12 protein-coding genes are annotated in these 15,889 nt (G+C 71.2%); 5 read left to right on the top strand and 7 right to left on the bottom strand.

Annotation, left to right across the window (positions count from 1 at the left end; all coding sequences use genetic code 11):
- Positions 1 to 145 precede the first annotated feature (145 nt).
- The 6 genes from murQ to AB0F70_RS25700 all read right to left on the bottom strand — a co-directional run bounded on the left by murQ (position 146) and on the right by AB0F70_RS25700 (position 7,333).
- The gene (murQ, locus tag AB0F70_RS25725; RefSeq protein ID WP_357455535.1) at positions 146 to 1,105 is read right to left on the bottom strand and encodes an N-acetylmuramic acid 6-phosphate etherase; all 960 of its coding nucleotides are present in this window, start codon (positions 1,103 to 1,105) and stop codon (positions 146 to 148) included.
- A 139-nt stretch (positions 1,106 to 1,244) separates the two neighbouring features.
- A complete protein-coding gene (locus AB0F70_RS25720) occupies positions 1,245 to 3,023 on the bottom strand; it encodes a glycoside hydrolase family 3 N-terminal domain-containing protein (protein WP_357455530.1) in 1,779 nt (592 codons plus the stop codon).
- The gene (locus AB0F70_RS25715) at positions 3,020 to 3,850 is read right to left on the bottom strand and encodes a carbohydrate ABC transporter permease (RefSeq protein WP_357455527.1); all 831 of its coding nucleotides are present in this window, start codon (positions 3,848 to 3,850) and stop codon (positions 3,020 to 3,022) included. Before AB0F70_RS25715 ends, AB0F70_RS25720 begins: the two co-directional genes overlap by 4 nt.
- A complete protein-coding gene (locus AB0F70_RS25710) occupies positions 3,847 to 4,755 on the bottom strand; it encodes a sugar ABC transporter permease (protein ID WP_357455538.1) in 909 nt (302 codons plus the stop codon). Before AB0F70_RS25710 ends, AB0F70_RS25715 begins: the two co-directional genes overlap by 4 nt.
- A 59-nt stretch (positions 4,756 to 4,814) precedes the next feature.
- The gene (locus tag AB0F70_RS25705; protein WP_357455524.1) at positions 4,815 to 5,978 is read right to left on the bottom strand and encodes a sugar ABC transporter substrate-binding protein; all 1,164 of its coding nucleotides are present in this window, start codon (positions 5,976 to 5,978) and stop codon (positions 4,815 to 4,817) included.
- A 293-nt stretch (positions 5,979 to 6,271) separates the two neighbouring features.
- Positions 6,272 to 7,333 (bottom strand): biotin/lipoate A/B protein ligase family protein, encoded by a 1,062-nt coding sequence (locus AB0F70_RS25700; protein ID WP_357455521.1) that lies wholly within the window; start codon positions 7,331 to 7,333, stop codon positions 6,272 to 6,274.
- A gap of 190 nt (positions 7,334 to 7,523) precedes the next feature.
- Between AB0F70_RS25700 and AB0F70_RS25695 the strand changes: the two genes are divergently transcribed.
- Both AB0F70_RS25695 and AB0F70_RS25690 read left to right on the top strand, forming a co-directional pair.
- Complete coding sequence (locus tag AB0F70_RS25695; RefSeq protein ID WP_357455518.1) at positions 7,524 to 8,654, top strand: BadF/BadG/BcrA/BcrD ATPase family protein; 1,131 nt, start codon at positions 7,524 to 7,526, stop codon at positions 8,652 to 8,654.
- A gap of 112 nt (positions 8,655 to 8,766) precedes the next feature.
- Positions 8,767 to 9,675, top strand: a complete 909-nt coding sequence (locus tag AB0F70_RS25690; RefSeq protein ID WP_357455515.1) for a MurR/RpiR family transcriptional regulator — start codon at positions 8,767 to 8,769, stop codon at positions 9,673 to 9,675.
- Between the two features lie 93 nt (positions 9,676 to 9,768).
- On the opposite strand, the gene cimA is transcribed toward AB0F70_RS25690, so the two are convergent.
- Complete coding sequence (gene cimA / locus AB0F70_RS25685) at positions 9,769 to 11,400, bottom strand: citramalate synthase (RefSeq protein ID WP_357455512.1); 1,632 nt, start codon at positions 11,398 to 11,400, stop codon at positions 9,769 to 9,771.
- 325 nt (positions 11,401 to 11,725) lie between these two features.
- Between cimA and AB0F70_RS25680 the strand changes: the two genes are divergently transcribed.
- From AB0F70_RS25680 to AB0F70_RS25670, 3 genes are read left to right on the top strand one after another with little or no spacing between them, the layout of a single operon-like run.
- Positions 11,726 to 12,361 carry a PadR family transcriptional regulator gene (locus tag AB0F70_RS25680; RefSeq protein ID WP_357455509.1) on the top strand — a complete coding sequence of 212 codons (636 nt, stop codon included), beginning with the start codon at positions 11,726 to 11,728 and terminating at the stop codon, positions 12,359 to 12,361.
- Positions 12,358 to 13,080 carry an ABC transporter ATP-binding protein gene (locus AB0F70_RS25675; protein ID WP_357455506.1) on the top strand — a complete coding sequence of 241 codons (723 nt, stop codon included), beginning with the start codon at positions 12,358 to 12,360 and terminating at the stop codon, positions 13,078 to 13,080. Before AB0F70_RS25680 ends, AB0F70_RS25675 begins: the two co-directional genes overlap by 4 nt.
- Entirely contained in the window at positions 13,077 to 15,869 is a 2,793-nt protein-coding gene (locus tag AB0F70_RS25670) for an FtsX-like permease family protein (protein WP_357455503.1), read from the top strand. Before AB0F70_RS25675 ends, AB0F70_RS25670 begins: the two co-directional genes overlap by 4 nt.
- The last annotated feature ends 20 nt before the right edge of the window (positions 15,870 to 15,889 follow it).

The following is a 15,889-nucleotide window of genomic DNA, read 5'->3' as shown; positions in this document are numbered from 1 at the left end:
CCGGTCAACGGCCGCAACGGCGGCCCGAACTACCTGACGCTCGCGGCGCCCGACCGCTCGGACTTCTCGACGGTGGTCGTCAACGACTCCGAGACACCGCGGACCTACCGGATCACCCCGGAGGACCTGCACCTCGGCCCTCGCGTCACGCCGGGTCGATGCCCAGCGCCGCCAGCGCCTCACGCACGGACGGACCACCGATCCGGCCCGGGACGGCGGCCAGGGCCCGCGTCGCCACCGACCGGTCGACGCCCGCCACGAGCATCACGAGCGCGGCCCGCAGGTCGCCGTCGGTGGCGGCCAGCGCGTTCTCGCACACGTCCGGCTCCAGGTCTGTGGCCTGCGTGAGCAGCCGGACCAGTCGCCTGCGCAGCTTGGCATTGGTCGCGAGCACCTCGACCATGAGGTTCGAGTAGGTCTTGCCGAGCCGCACCATGACCGCCGTCGAGAAGGTGTTCAGCACCATCTTCTGGGCGGTGCCGGCCTTCATGCGGGTGGACCCGGTGATGGCCTCGGGCCCGGTGTTCACCAGGATCGGGATGTCCGCCTTCGACGCCAAGGAGGCGAAGGGGTTCGACGCGAGCAGCACGGTCCGCGCCCCGCGGGCACGGCCCATGTCGAGCGCTCCCCCGACGTACGGGGTGCCACCGCTGGCGGCGATCCCGAACACGATGTCGGCCGGCCCGACGTCGGCGACCAGCGCGCCGCCCGCCGCGATGTCGTCCTCCGCGCCCTCGGCCGCCTTCTTGAAGGCGTTCAGCCCGCCCGCGAGGTGCGGCACGAACATCTCCTCGCCCACGCCGTAGGTCGGCAGGAGCTCAGCGGCGTCGAGCAGGCCCATGCGGCCCGACGTGCCAGAGCCCACGTAGTGCACCCGTCCGCCGGCGCGGATCCCGTCCACCGCGATGTCGATCGCCTCGATGATGCGCGGGTGCGCGGCGCGTACCGCGGCGATCACTGCGGCATCCTCGTCGGTGATCATGCGCACCATCTCGGCCGTGGAGACCACGTCGATGTCGCGGGTCCGCGGGTTGCGCTCCTCGGTGGGTGAGACCGGGCGGGGCAACGACTGTGCATGCCGTTCGAATCCAGCCTCCGCGATCATCGGCGGGCCCCTCTCTCATTACCTGCACCGCGTTGTTGGACGCTGCGCTGTTGGTCTCGGTGCTGCTGTCGGTCTCTGTCCTGCTGTAGGTCTCGGTCCCTCTTCTGGAACCCGTACTGCTCATCGCTCATGGCTGCTCTCACTGCTCGCTGCTGCGCTGTTCTTCGCTGTCCCGCCGGTCCACGGGTCCGCGGAGACGCTCGACGGCAGCCGCCGCGTTCGCTCGTCCGGTCCCGCACGCCACCACGACAGCCGGGCCACCACCACTCAGCGTCCCGAACCAGTCGTCCACCGGTCCGGGAAGCCCCGTGTGGACCACTACGAGATCCGGCCGGACCGCCCAGAGCCGTTCCAGGCGGGCACGTTCGACCGAACCCAGGACGGGTTCACGGGTGATCACGACGAGTGGCTCGGAGCGGGGCGCGTCCCGGGGAACGCCCCCAGGAAATTCTGCGCCACGTTTGACACCAGTTCTGTCGAGATCCGCCGATACACCGTACCGGGAGATTCGGGCAATAAGCACCGCAAGTCCAGATTCGTCGTGAAGAAGTTCCGCAGACCCCGGCCCGGAGACCTCTTCGCCAGCGGCCTCGCCCGGCGACGGACCCCGCAGCAGCCTGGCGCCCGGCCATACCGCCGCGACCGCGGACTGCACGTGCCGGGCCGTGCGTCCGGCGGCATGGTCCAGCCGGGTACGCAGGTCGACGACGTCGGGTTCGGCGTCCGGCGCGAGCGGCACCAGCCGGCCGCCCCGCACGTGCACGACGGCGTCCGCGATGTGCGCCCCGAGCACCGACAGGTCCGCGAGCGCCTCCTGCGCGGCGTGGACGCCGGTCGCCGCACCGGCCGCCGCTCGCCGGTCCCGGAGCGCCGCCACGAGCTCCCGCGTGCGCTCCCCCGACTCCTCGAGCCGCTCGACGGTCAGGCGTCCGGCGGCGACGGCCCGGCTCAGCGCGTCGTACGACTGGGTGTACAGGGCCGGGTCGAGCCCCAGGCAGAGCAGGTCGGCGCCGGCCTCGACGGCGCGGACGGCCGCCTCCCCCACCGAGCCGGTGAGCTGGCGCAGGGCGCCCATGTCGAGGGCGTCGGTGATGATCGGGCCGGTGTGGCCGAGCTCGCGGAGCAGCCGCGTGGCGGCCGGCTCGATGGAGGCGGGCGCCGGGCCGAGCGCGGGGAAGAGCACGTGGGCGGTCATGACCGCGTCGAGGGCCGACTGGCCGACGTCCCGCCCCTCGGGCCGCAGGGCGCGCGCGAACGGGAGGAGGTCGCGCGCGCGGACGACGTCGAGCGGCTCGTCCACGACCGGCAGCCCCACGTGGGAGTCGACGGTGGTGGCGCCGTGACCGGGGAAGTGCTTGCCGCAGACGCCCACGCCCGCGCTGCGCACGCCGCGGGCGAACGCGATGCCGTGCCGGGCGACGGCGTCGGGCGTGGTCCCGAAGGCGCGGACGCCGATCACCGGGTTGTCCGGCTCGGAGACGACGTCGAGCACGGGGCCGAGGAGCAGGTCGATGCCGGTCGCGGCCAGCAGCCGGCCCAGTGCCCGGCCGGCGTCCAGGGAGACGGTGCCGCCGCCGGGGTAGGCGCCGAGCGCCGCCGCCCCGGGCAGGGACGACCCGGTGGCCGCTTCGAGCCGCGAGACGTCGCCGCCCTCCTCGTCGACGGTGATCAGCAGGTCGGGCGAGACCGAGTGCAGGGCGGCGGACAGCGCGGCGGTGGTGGCGACGTCCGGCGTGTTCCGCGCGAAGTAGACGACGCCGGCCAGGCCGGCGCGGGCGGCGTCGGCCAGCCAGTCCGGTACGCGCACGCCCTCGAAGCCTGGCAGCAGCACGCCGTTGATCGCGCGCTCGATGCGGGAGACGGTGCCGGAGATGGTGCGGGAGACAGCGCGAACAGGACCGGTGTGCTCGGCCGTCATGCCTTGACGGCCCCCGCGGTCAGACCCGAGGCGAGGCGGCGCTGGACCAGGATGAAGAAGATCATGACGGGCACTGTGATGATCGTGGAGGCCGCCATGATGGCGCCCCAGTCGTTGGAGTGGACGCCGAAGAACGAGCGCAGGCCGATCGCGACCGTGTAGTTCTCCGTCGCGCCGCCGAGCATCGTCATCGCGAAGATGAACTCGTTCCACGCGGTGATGAAGCTGAAGATGCTCGTCGCGACCAGTCCCGGCGCCACGAGCGGCAGAAGGACCGACCAGAACATCCGGCCCCAGCTCGCGCCGTCGAGGTAGGCGGCCTCCTCCAGCTCGATCGGGACCGCCGCGACGAAGCCGCGCAGCATCCAGATCCCGAACGGCAGCGCGAGCGCCACGTACACGACGACCAGGCCGATCAGGGTCTCCAGCAGCCGCAGGTCACGGACCTGGACGAACAGCGGGATGACGAGCGCCTCGAGCGGCACCATCTGCACGATCAGCACCAGCATGAGGATCTGGGTGCGCATCTTGAAGCGGAACCGCGCGACGGCCACGGACGCGAGGAGGGCAAGCACCGAGGAGACCAGCACAGTGCCGAGCGCCACCAGCAGGGAGTTGCGCAGGAACGTGCCGAAGCCGCCCTCGGTGAGCACGAAGACGTAGTGGTCGAGCGTGGGCTCGGCCGGCCAGAAGCTGCTGGTGTGCCCGGCCCGCGCGTCGAGCGAGCTGTTCAGCATCCAGTAGACGGGGAACAGGGTGAACACGAGCAGGAGCGCGACCAGCACACCCTTGCCGAGCTGCCGCAGCGGCGAGCGCCGTGAGCTCATCGTTCCTCCTCCGCCAGCACGGTGCGCACGTAGACCGCTGTGACGGCGAGCAGCAGCAGGGTCAGCAGGACGGCGATCGCCGAGCCGAAGCCGTACCTGTTCTGCCCGAACGACTCGACGTACGACCACACCCCGAGGTTGAGCACTGATCGGTTCGATCCGGCACCGCCGGGCATGAGGTACACCTGCGCGAAGACCTTGAAGTCCCAGATCGTCGACAGGATGATCACGACGGCGAACACCTGCCGCAGCTGGGGCACGATGATCGAGAAGAACCGGCGGAACGACCCGGCGCCGTCCATCTCGGCGGCCTCGAGCATCTCCTTCGGCACGCCGAGCAGCCCCGCGAGCACCGTGACCGCCACGAACGGGAAGCCGTGGTGGATCACGTTGAGCAGCACGATGGCGTAGAAGGACCACCGGTCGGTGAACCAGTTGGTGGGGTCGTCCAGCAGGCCGAGGCCCAGGAGGACGTCGTTGAAGACCCCGCGGTCGGCGTCGAAGATCCAGACCCAGACGTACGTGCCGGTGACCGCGGGCATGGCCCAGGCCGCCATGATCGCGCTGGACGTGACGGTGCGCCAGAAGGTGCCGAGCGACGCGAGGAGAACCGCCACCCCGGTCCCGAACGCGACGGTGCCCGCCACGGACAGCACGGCGAACCCGACGGTGTTGGGCAGCACCACCGTCCACAGCTCGGGGGACCTGAGGATCTCGGCGTAGTTCGCGGTGCCTATCCAGTTCGGCTCGCCCGTCGTGATCTCGCGCAGGCCGTAGTCCTGCAGGGAGAAGAGGAACACCCGCACCAGCGGCCACAGCAGCAGCACCGCCAGGACCACGAGCGCGGGGGCGAGCAGCAGCCAGGGCCGCACGACGGCGGCCCTGGCCCGGCTGAGCCGCGGCAGCTTCTCCCGCCGGCGGGTCTGCGTGAGCGGCTGAGTCGTCTGCTGGGTCACGTGCTGGGTCACTCAGACCCGTTCAGCACGCTCGTCATCTCCTCGGCGGCCGCCTTGCTCGCTACCGCGACGTCCGCGTCCCCGGAGAGGATCGACTGCATCATCGTGCTCGTGGTGAGCTTCGCCTGCACCGCGCCGTAGGTGGGCGCGACCGGCACGGAGGCGCCGCCCTCGACGAACTGCTGCGCGAACGGCGCCACGAGCGGGTCGGTGCTCGCCAGGGTCTCGTCCAGCAGGGAGACCTGGCCGGGGAAGTACCCGGACTGCTCGCCCCACTGCTGCGCGAACTCGCCGGTGGTCATCATCTCGATGAACGCGAAGGCCAGGTCCTTGTCCTCCGCCGTCTCGAACATGCTCAGGTGCGAGCCGCCGAGCACCGAGGGGGCGATGCCGCCGTCCTTGCCCGGGATCGGCACGGCGGCGAACTTGCCCTCCATGTCGGGGTTCGCGTCGACGATCGCGCCCGGCGTCCACGAGCCCATGACCGCCATACCGACGTCGCCCGCCGCGAATGCGTCGAGCACGTCGGTCTCGCGCCACGTGGTGGCGCCCTCCGACGAGTAGCCGCCCTCGGTGGCCAGCCCGGTCCAGAACTCGATGCCCTCCTGCGACTCGGGGCTGTCCAGGCCCGACGTCCAGGTGTCGCCCTCGAGCGTGGCTACCTCGCCGCCCGCACCCCAGACCCACGGGTAGACCGTGAACTCGGCGTCACCCGGTACGGCCACCGCGATCTTGTCCGGGTACTCCTCCTCGAGCCCCGCCGCGGCGTCCTCGATCTCGGCCCACGTGGTGGGCGGCTCGACGCCTGCCTGCTCGAACATCTCCGTGTTGTAGACCAGCGAGCGCACGCCGGCGTACCAGGGCATGCCGTAGAGCTGCTCGTCGTAGGTCCCGGCCTCCACGAGACCCTCGACCAGGTCGTCACCGATCCCGGCACCGTCCACGTACGCGTCGAGCGGCGCGAGCGCGCCCGCGTCGGCGAACTCGGGGGTCCAGGTGGTGCCGGTCTCCGCGACGTCGGGGGTGGTGCCGCCGGCGATGGAGGTGACGAAGCGGTCGTGCGCGTCGCCCCACTCGACGAACTCGACGTCGAGCGTCGCGCCTGTCTCCCCCTCGAACGCGGCGGAGACGTCTGCGAAGAAGTCCTCGGCGTCCGGGTTCGTGCCCTGCATGATCCACACGCTGAGGGAGCCGTCTCCGTCGCCGTCACCGCTTTCGCTGGCGCACGCCGCCGTCGTCGCCGCGAGAAGCAGTGCACCTGTGGCCGCCGTTATGGGCCGCCGCATCGCTCGAGTCATCGTTCGGCTTCCTTCCGCTGATCCTGCGCTGAGCGCCGCGAGAGTAGCCAGGTGAAATTACTGAGAAATGAAATTCCCAATACGCGGCATTGCGTGGAGATTACTGACGTGAGGAATGATCTGCTAGGGCTGTTACCAAACTGTGATTGGTCATCGCGAGATGGGGCCTATGGCACGCGCGCGGTCCATTTCGGCGTGCCGAACTTCGACTCGACCAGACCCTCGGCGAGCGCCCACTCCTCGGTGGTGATCTCGCCGGTCACCGTGCGGTACCGCGTACGGAACGAGGCCTCCAGGGCGTCGATCACCGCGGTCCGGTCGAGCCCGGTCTGGGAGCGCAGCGGGTCCACGCGCTTGTTCGCGCTGCGGGTGCCCTTGTCGCTGAGCTTCTCGCGCCCGATCCGCAGCACGTCGGTCATCTTGTCGGCGTCCATGTCGTAGGCCATCGTCGCGTGGTGCAGGACGGCGCCCCCGGCGAGCCGCTTCTGGGCGGCGCCGGCGATCTTGCCGGCCGGCGAGGCGATGTCGTTGAGCGGCACGTAGGCGGCGTCGATGCCGAGCCCGTGCAGGGCGCCGATCACCCAGTCGTCCAGGAACGCGTAGGACCGTTCGAAGCTCAGCCCGTCCACGAGCGAGCCCGGGACGTACAGGGAGTACGAGATGGTGTTGCCGGGCTCCATGAACATGGCGCCACCCCCGGAGATCCGCCGGATCACGCGGGCCCCGTGCCGTGCGGCGCCCTCGACGTCGACCTCGTTGCGCAGCGACTGGAACGATCCGATGATCACGGCGGACTCGTCCCACTCCCAGAACCTGAGGGTCGGCCCGCGCCGTCCGGCACCCAGCTCCTCGGTCAGCACCTGGTCGAGCGCGACGTTGAGCAGGGGCGACACCGCGGGGGTGCGGATGACCTGGAACTCGTGGTCCTCCCAGGCGGTCGCGTGGCCCAGCGCCCGCCGGGCGGCAATGGCCACCGCATCGGCGTCGAAACCTACTGCGGTGGCACCCTGCAGCGCCCCTCGCACGGCCTCGGCCAGCTGGGCCTTGGAGGCGTCCGCAGGCAGGCCGTCGAGGGCCTCGCCCATGGCCTCGAGGGCCTCGTCGGGTTCGAGGAAGAAGTCCCCGCTCACCCTCGTGTCCGTCAGCCGGCCGGCCGACCCGTCCGTGTCGGCCACCTCGGTCTCGACACGAACCAGCTTTCCGTGTGGAACCTTGAACTCTCCTCGCACGTGTTCACAGTAGGCGACGGCGCCTGCGGTGTCCGGCGCCGGACCCGCCCTTGGTACGGAAGGTGCGACTCCGGCGTCGGGCACATCGGTCGGACACAACCGACATTTGGCAAGATGGCGCGGCAGAACAGACCAGAATTTCCTCCTTTCTTTAGACATCCTTGCCCCGGTTCCGTGTCAGAATGACCACGTGTCCGAACTCGCACTGGGTATTGATGAAGCGGCGATCGACGCCTGGGTCGTCGCTCTCGACGTAGGCGGTAGTGGGTCGCGCCTTGTCGCAGAGTTCGGCAACTCAACACACCCCGAGCGCATCAGCCTGACCGGCCGCGCCGTCAAGGTGAACCACCACGGCAGCGATGCCGCGGCTGTCGTCGCCTCGCTGTGCCAGTCCTTCAACGCGTGGGCCGCCCGCATGGGCCACGACGGCATGAGCGACGGCAGCACCGCTCCCGTCTCGTCCGCCGCCGTCGGCATCACAGGGCTGACCTCCCTGGTCGAGAAGCCCATGGAGATCCACGACATCCTGGCCCGCGAGCTGCGGACCAACCGGACCGCCGTCGCCGGTGACGCGCTCACCGCACACATCGGAGCCCTCCGCGGGCGCGCCGGTGCCGTGCTCTCCGTCGGAACCGGCGCTGTCGCGTTCGGGTTCGACGGTGTGAACCGCTGGCGTCGTGCCGACGGCTGGGGTCACCTGCTCGGCGACCTCGGAGCCGGCGTCTGGGTGGGTGGCGAGGCACTGCGCGCCGCCGGTCGGTACCACGACGGCGCGAGCCGCGGCGCCTCGAAGCGCCTGCTGGAAGCAGCGGTCGCCAAGTTCGGCCTCATCGAGAGCTGGCCCAACCAGTTCTACAAGAACGCGGAGCGCGCCAAGCAGCTCGCCTCGATGGCCCCGGAGGTCATCATCGCAGCGGCCGAGGGCGACCCGACGTCGATCCGCATCCTCGAAGAGGCCGGGCGGCACCTCGCCGACACGCTCTCGAGCGCGCTCGGCCGCGGGATCCCGCCGCTCGCCTCCACGACCGGCCGCCTGGTGCAGGAGGAGTCACCGCTCACGGTGTCGCTGACCAAGCACCTCTCCGAGGACCGGCCCGACGTCTCCCTCGTGCCCAGCGGCGGCACGCCGCTGGACGGCGCGCTCACCCTGGCCCGGCGCCTGACCAACGCGCCGCACTCGGTCGGTGGCTTCCGCCCGTGGCTGACCGTCCGCGTCGACGGCCACCACACTCTGCACGAGGCTCCGGAAGACACCGGCGCCAAGGAGATCCTCGCCGCAGAGCTCTCGGCCACCGAACTGCCTGGTGACGAGCTTCAGTGACCGACGGTCCGTCACTGCTGCTTTCCTTCACTACCCCGTCATGCCCGAATCCCCGGTACGGGTGTATGTTTCCGAGCCCCAGCCCCACCACCCCCAACCCGGGAGATGCGACATGACAGGTGACGTCCTCGTCCGACTCAGGCGCGCACTACCGACGCTGCGACCAGCAGAAGCCAGAGTGGCTCAGACGGTCCTCGACGACCCCAACACCGTCGTCCAGTCGACCATCACGGAGCTCGCCGGACACGCGGACACGTCACAGGCCACAGTGGTGCGGTTCTGCCGTGCCGTCGGCTATGCGGGCTACCCCGAGTTCCGGATCGACCTGGCCCAGGCGACCAGCCGGCGCGAGGTCGAGATGGAGCGGTCCGGCATCGCCGAAGGCGAGATCAACCAGACCGACGACATCGAGGCCGTCGTCTCGAAGATCGCGTTCCACGAGGCGCGGACCATCGAAGAGACCGCCCGCATGATCGACACCGACGCGATCGAGCGGGTGGCCACGGCCATCGCCGAGGCAAAGCGGGTAGACGTCTACGGCGTCGGCTCGTCCAACCTCGCCGCCGCCGACCTGGCGATGAAGCTGCAGCGCATCGGCGTCTTCGTGTTCACATCGCCCGACCCGCACCAGCAGCTCGCCTCGTCGGCGCTGCTCGAGCCGGGCAACGTCGCGATCGCCGTCTCGCACTCGGGCCAGACGCGGGAGACCAACCAGGCGCTCGAGATCGCGCGCAAGCGCGGCGCGCTCACCGCGGCGATCACGAACTTCCCGGACGCGCCGATCGGTCAGGTGGCCGACGTCGTCCTGGCCACCACGGCCCGCGAGACCCAGTTCCGGGTCGGGGCCATGTCGAGCCGCATCGCGCAGCTCACGGTCGTGGACTACCTGTTCGTCCGCGTCGCTCAGCGCACGTACGACCGCTCGTCGATCGCCATCAAGGCGACCTTCGAAGCCGTCCGTGACCAGCGCCTCGACCACGGCAGGCCCAAGACGGAACACCCGACGGCCCCGGTCGCCTGACCTGTAGCAGGGCCCGCAAAGTAGAGCGCCTGTCCGAGTCTCCCTGAGTGTTGCCAGGGAGACTCGGACAGGCGCTCTACTTCGTGGACGCTGCTACAGGCGGGGCTCCACGCCCGACTTCAGCAGGCCGTACACGTACGCCTCGGTGACTGCCTCCCAGGCCGCCTCGACCACGTTGGGCCCCACGCCGACCGTGGACCAGGAGTGCTCCCCGTCGGTGGTCTCGATCAGCACCCGCGTGATCGCGTCGGTACCGAGCTCCTGGTCGAGGATCCGTACCTTGAAGTCGATGAGCTCGAACCGGCTGAGCTCCGGGTAGACCCGGGACAGGCCGGTCCGCAGCGCATGGTCCAGCGCGTTGACCGGTCCGTTGCCCTCCCCCGTCGTCACGATGCGCTCGCCGCCGGCCCGGATCTTGACGGTCGCCTCGGCCACCGCGACGGCGTCCGGCGCGTGGACCGACGGCGGCGCCGCGCCGGCGGGCACGGTCTCGATGATGGTCCGCCACGACTCGACCGTGTAGAACTCCGGGCGGCCGCCCAGCTCCGACCGCAGCAGCAGCTCGAACGACGCGTCGGCGGCCTCGTAGGTGTAGCCGGCCGCCTCGTCCTCCTTCACGCGGTTCGTGACCCGGGACAGCAGCTCGCCCTGGCCCGCGAGGTCGAAGCCGAGCTCGCGGCCCTTGAGCTCGATCGAGGCACGGCCCGCCATGTCGGAGACGAGCATGCGCATGTCGTTGCCGACCAGTGTGGGGTCGGTGTGCTGGTACATGTCGGGGTCCACGCGGATGGCGCTGGCGTGCAGGCCACCCTTGTGCGCGAACGCGCTCGCCCCGACGTACGGCTGGCGCGCGAAGGGCGAGATGTTCGTGATCTCGCTGATGGCGTGCGAGATCCGGGCGGCCTCCCGCAGGCCGCCGTCGGCCAGGAGCGACATGCCGGCCTTCAGCTCCAGGTTGGCGACGACGGTGACGAGGTCGGCGTTGCCCGTGCGCTCGCCGTACCCGTTGACGGTGCCCTGGACGTGCGTCGCGCCGGCCTCGACCGCGGCGAGCGAGTTCGCGACGGCGCACCCGCTGTCGTTGTGCGCGTGCACGCCGAGCATCTGCTCCGGGCCGACGCCGGTCCGGGCGCGCAGCTCGCGCACCACCTCGCCGACCCAGGTCGGCAGCATCCCGCCGTTGGTGTCGCAGAGCGTGACGACCTCTGCCCCCGCCTCGAACGCGGTGGTGACGGCGCTCGTCGCGTACTCGGCGTCGTGCCGGTAGCCGTCGAAGAAGTGCTCGGCGTCGAGGACCACGCGGCGGCCCTCCGCGACGAGGAAGCTCACGGTGTCGGCGATCATCGCCAGGTTCTCGGCGCGGGACGTCTTCAGCGCGCGCTCCACGTGCCGCACGTCCGACTTGGCCACGAGCGTCACGACGGGGGTCGCGGCGTCGAGCAGGGCGCGCACCTGCGGGTCGTCGCCCGCTCGGACCCCGGCACGGCGCGTCGCCCCGAACGCGGCGAGCACCGCGTTCTTCAGGGTGAGCTCCGTGGCTGCCCGCGCGAAGAAGTCGGTGTCCTTGGGGACCGCACCCGGCCAGCCGCCCTCGATGTAGCCGACGCCCAGCTCGTCGAGGAGTACGGCAATGGCGAGCTTGTCGGAGACGGAGAGGCTCATCCCCTCCTGCTGCGCGCCGTCGCGCAACGTCGTGTCGTACACCTGGAACGAGGCGGTGGTCATCGATGCTCCCAACGATGTGGCTGACGATATGGCTGCCGGGCCCGCTGGAGCGGGGCTGACGGGCCAACAAAAAAAGACCCTCCGAGTGTGGAAGGTCTGCGCGTCCGGTGGGGTGTCTCCGGACGCGCTAAGAAATGATGATCACCAGTCGCAGGGTGGAGCGCGGGGTCGTCATGGGGGTCATCGTGCCACAGCCCGGCAGACGACGGAAGTGGTGACCAGCAGGCGGACCGGCTTCCGTTGACATCCACTACTTACTCGGTAACTATTGGGGCCGGGACGTAGTTACCCGGTAAGCAATCGACAAGGAGAGTGAGCCCGCCTCGTGTCAATCCGCCAGGGGTTCCTCGCACTGCTCAGCGAACAGCCCATGCACGGCTACCAGCTCCGCCAGGAGTTCGAGCGCCGCACGGGCAGCGCGTGGCCGCTCAACATCGGGCAGGCCTACACGACGCTCGCGCGCCTGCAGCGCGACGGCCTCGTGGAACCCGTCGACGGCGCGGAGGACTCACCCGAGCAGTTCCGCCTCACCGGCGCCGGCATCGCCCAGGCCAAGGTCTGGTGGAGCACCGCCGTCGGACGGGAGAGGCCGGGCCGCGACGAGCTGGCCATCAAGCTCGCCCTCGCGGTCACCGTGCCCGGGGTGGACGTCGCAGCGGTGGTGCGGCGACAGCGGGACGAGACGCTGCGTGCCCTGCGCGCGCTGACCAAGCAGAAGCGCGACCTCGACCCAGCCACCGACCTTGCCCACTCGCTCGTGCTGGAGTCCCAGGTCTTCGCCGCGGAGGCCGAGGTGCGCTGGCTCGACCACGTCGAGGCCTCGGTCGCGGCGTACGGGTCGGCGCGAACACACACAGCAGGAACAGCAGATACAGAGACAGCAGGGCCAGCAAGGACCGCGGGCGGGAACAACAGGCCCAGCACGCCCACCGGGGCACCGACCAAGGAGATGACGCGATGAGTGTCCCGCTCGAGATGAAGGGCATCACCCGGACCCACGGGCACGGCGTCGGCGAGGTGCACGCGCTGCGCGGCATCGACCTGACGGTCCGCGAGGGTGAGCTCGTGGCGGTCATGGGACCGTCCGGATCGGGCAAGTCCAGCCTGCTGAACATCGCCGGCGGCCTCGACAGCCCGACCTCGGGCAGCGTGCGCGTGGCCGGCAGGGACGTCGCGCGTCTGGGTGCACGCGATCGGGCCGCCGTGCGGCGGCGGGACGTCGGCTTCGTGTTCCAGGACCTGAACCTCGTGCCAGCACTCACGGCCGTGGAGAACGTGGCGCTGCCTCTCGAGCTGGACGGCGTGCGTCCGGGCGCCGCTCGGGCCGACGCCGAGGCGGCGCTCGCCGACGTCGGGCTGCCCGAGGTGGCGGACCGGTTCCCCGAAGACCTGTCGGGCGGTCAGCAGCAGTGCGTGGCGATCGCGCGCGCCCTGGTCGGACGGCGCCGGCTGGTGCTGGCGGACGAGCCGACGGGAGCGCTCGACTCCGTGACCGGCGAGTCCGTGATCCGCCTGCTGCGCGCACGCGTCGACGCCGGAGCGGCCGGGCTGCTCGTCACGCACGACGCGCGGTACGCGGCGTGGGCGGACCGGACGGTGCACCTGCGCGACGGCCTCGTCGCGGGGACCGACGGCGGTCTCGGTACGGACCTCGACGAGCTGCAGGGCGTGGACGCATGAGTGGCCACGCCCCGGGTGGCGACCGACCGGCCGCCGGTGTGCGGTACCGGCAGACGCTCGGCCGCTGGCGGCTCGCGTTCCGGCTGGCGCGGCGCGACCTGCGCCGGCACACCGGGCGGGCGGTGCTCCTCGCGCTGATGGTGGCACTGCCCGTGGCGGCGGGGTCGTTCCTGGTGACCGCACTGGAGTCGAACGAGCGGTATGCACCGGCCGAGGTCGAGGCGGAGCTGGGGCCCGGGCTGCAGGCCAAGATCGAGGGCATCGGCGGGCCCGTCGAGCAGTTCTGGCAGCCGGAGGACGAGCGCTGGTTCTGGAACCCGGTGGGCTGGAACACCTACTACGAGGACGACCTGGTCACCACGTCGTACGAGGAGCTCGAGCAGAACATCGAGGGCCTCCTGCCCGACGGGGACCGGCTGGTGCGGGCGCTCAAGGACCAGGTGCGCCTGGAGGACGGCGACGACGCCACCATGTCGGTCGCCGTCCAGACCGACTTCACCGAGCCCGACGTCGCGGCCCGGATCCCGGTCCTGGAGGGCAGGCTCCCCCGCACCGGCGAGATCGCCGTGACCGAGCACCACAGGGACCTGGGGTTCGACCTCGGCGACACCGTCGAGGTGATGCTGCGGGACGGAACGACGACCACCGCGACCATCAGCGGAATCGCGCCCCGGTACATCAGCAGGATCTCGCCGGTCCTCCTGCCGGAGCCCGGGCCGCTCTCCCCGCCGGAGGAGGTCACCTCGGCACGCTTCGACTTCCCGCTGTGGTACGTGACCGGGCACGAACCCGTCACCTGGTCCGACGTCCAGAACCTCAATGCCGTCGGCGCGTTCGTGACCAGCAAGGACGTACTTCTCGACCCGCCCCCGTCCGCCGAAGGCTCCGGGCTCGGGTACATCAGCTGGGACTCCGTAGCCGTCATCCTGGCGCTGATCGTCGTCGGGCTCCTGGAGGCGATCTGGCTCATCGGGCCGGCCTTCGCCGTGGGGGCACGGCGCGACACACGGTCGCTCGCCCTGCTGGCCGTCAACGGTGCGTCCGCGCCGACCCTGCGCGCTGTCATGCTCGCCCGCGGGCTGCTCACCGGGGCAGCCGGGTCCGTGGTCGGCCTGGGCCTGGGGATCGCGGCGGCGGCGGTGCTCGTCCAGGCGATCCCCGACCGGCTCCCCGCGCTACGCCTGCCCGGCGCCTCGCTCGTCATCGTTCTGCTGGTCGGCGTCCTGGTCGCCGTCGCCTCCGCCTGGCCGCCCGCCCGGCGGGCCGCCCGCGCGGACGTGGTCACGGTGCTGGCCGGACGGCGGCCCGTGGTCACGACATCGCGCCGGCCCACCATCGTCGGCGCGGCCGCGGCGGTCGGCGGCGTCGTCCTTGCCGTGGTCGCGGGTACCCAGAACTGGGCCGTCGGGCTGGCCGCCGGCATCGTGATCGCCGACCTCGGTCTCATCCTCGCCTGCGGCGGCATCGTCGCCCTGCTCGGCAGGGTCGCCCACCGGCTGCCTTGGACCTGGCGCTTCGCCCTGCGCGACGCCGCCCGGTACCGGGCCCGCACCGTGCCGGCCATCGCGGCCGTCCTGGTCGCCATGGCCGGGGCGTCCGCGGCACTGACCTACCTGGACGCCGAGGAGGTCGTCATGGAGCTCCCGCAGTACGAGCCGTGGGCCTCGACCGGGACGGTGGCACTGTCACCGGGCTACGGGCGGGTCTTCTCGAAGGACGAGTCCGAACGGCTTCAGGAGATCGTCGACGGGGCGCTCCCCGACGCCGGTCCGGTCCTGCCCGTCCCGATGGCGTTGGCTCCAGCCGACGCCGCCGGTGATGCGGGAACAGGCTCTCGCCAGGGGCTGATCGACCTGTTCGTCCGCCCGGTCGGTGCGGCCGACAGCGACGACCCCCTGTTCGCCGATCTCGGCCGGTGGCCCGGCCCCGTGGTCACCGACGGGTCGGACCTGGACCTGCTGCACGCGCTCGGCATCCCCGAGGACCACCTCGACCAGGTCGCGGAGGCGCTCGCCGACGGACGCCTCCCGCTGCCGCCCTCGTACGTGGACAAGAACGGGAACGCGCGTGTGAGCGTCCGCACGGTATTCAGCGACGCCTCGCCCCGGAAAGAAGTGGTGCTCCCTGCGGTCGCCGTCGGCGGCCCCGAGGAACGGCTCCCGAACCTCCCGATCCTGCCGGAGGCACTCCTGGACGAGATCGGCGCGGAGTCCGCGACGGGTGCGTACCTGATCGAGAACCCGGCGGTCCCGGCGGACGAACAGGTGACACTCCTGCAGGCCCGGGCAGACGCCGCGCTCGTCGGCTTCGACGCGGCCAGGAGGCTGACGGTCGAGGTCGAGTCGGGCGAGCACGCGGATAGCTACGTCTCGAACGTGATGGGGCCCTTCGCCACACCGTGGAGCGGCGGCGCCCAGCCGGTCATGGGCCTCGCGATAGCGCTCGCCGCGGTGTTCCTCGCGCTCGTCGGTACCTGGTCGGCGGTGGCGCTGTCCGCGGTCGACGCCCGGCCCGACCTGGCGACACTCGCCGCGGTGGGCGCCGGCCCGTCGGCCCGCCGACGGGTGGTGGCAGCGCAGGCGGCGACGATCTCGGTGATCGGATCGGTGCTCGGTCTCGTGGTGGGCACGCTGATCGGCGTCGGGTGGACGCTGCTGACCAGCCTTCCGCTCGCCGTCCCCTGGCAGCAGCTCGCCGCGCTCGCGATCGCCGTACCGGTCCTGGCCACGGTCGCCGCCTGGACGGTGACCAGCACCCGCGTCACCCCGGCCCGCCGTCGGCCCTTGTGAGCACGGCCATCCGGACCTTG

Source organism: Promicromonospora sp. NPDC023805 (assembly GCF_040639635.1).
GTDB lineage: Bacteria > Actinomycetota > Actinomycetes > Actinomycetales > Cellulomonadaceae > Promicromonospora.
This window is presented reverse-complemented; position numbering and strand designations above follow the sequence as displayed.

Coding starts and splice junctions, on each gene's coding strand:
- murQ (WP_357455535.1), bottom strand. CDS start 1,105: ATGATCGCGGAGGCTGGATTCGAACGGCATGCACAGTCGTTGCCCCGC.
- AB0F70_RS25720 (WP_357455530.1), bottom strand. CDS start 3,023: ATGACGGCCGAGCACACCGGTCCTGTTCGCGCTGTCTCCCGCACCATC.
- AB0F70_RS25715 (WP_357455527.1), bottom strand. CDS start 3,850: ATGAGCTCACGGCGCTCGCCGCTGCGGCAGCTCGGCAAGGGTGTGCTG.
- AB0F70_RS25690 (WP_357455515.1), top strand. CDS start 8,767: ATGACAGGTGACGTCCTCGTCCGACTCAGGCGCGCACTACCGACGCTG.
- AB0F70_RS25670 (WP_357455503.1), top strand. CDS start 13,077: ATGAGTGGCCACGCCCCGGGTGGCGACCGACCGGCCGCCGGTGTGCGG.
- cimA (WP_357455512.1), bottom strand. CDS start 11,400: ATGACCACCGCCTCGTTCCAGGTGTACGACACGACGTTGCGCGACGGC.
- AB0F70_RS25705 (WP_357455524.1), bottom strand. CDS start 5,978: ATGCAGGGCACGAACCCGGACGCCGAGGACTTCTTCGCAGACGTCTCC.
- AB0F70_RS25675 (WP_357455506.1), top strand. CDS start 12,358: ATGAGTGTCCCGCTCGAGATGAAGGGCATCACCCGGACCCACGGGCAC.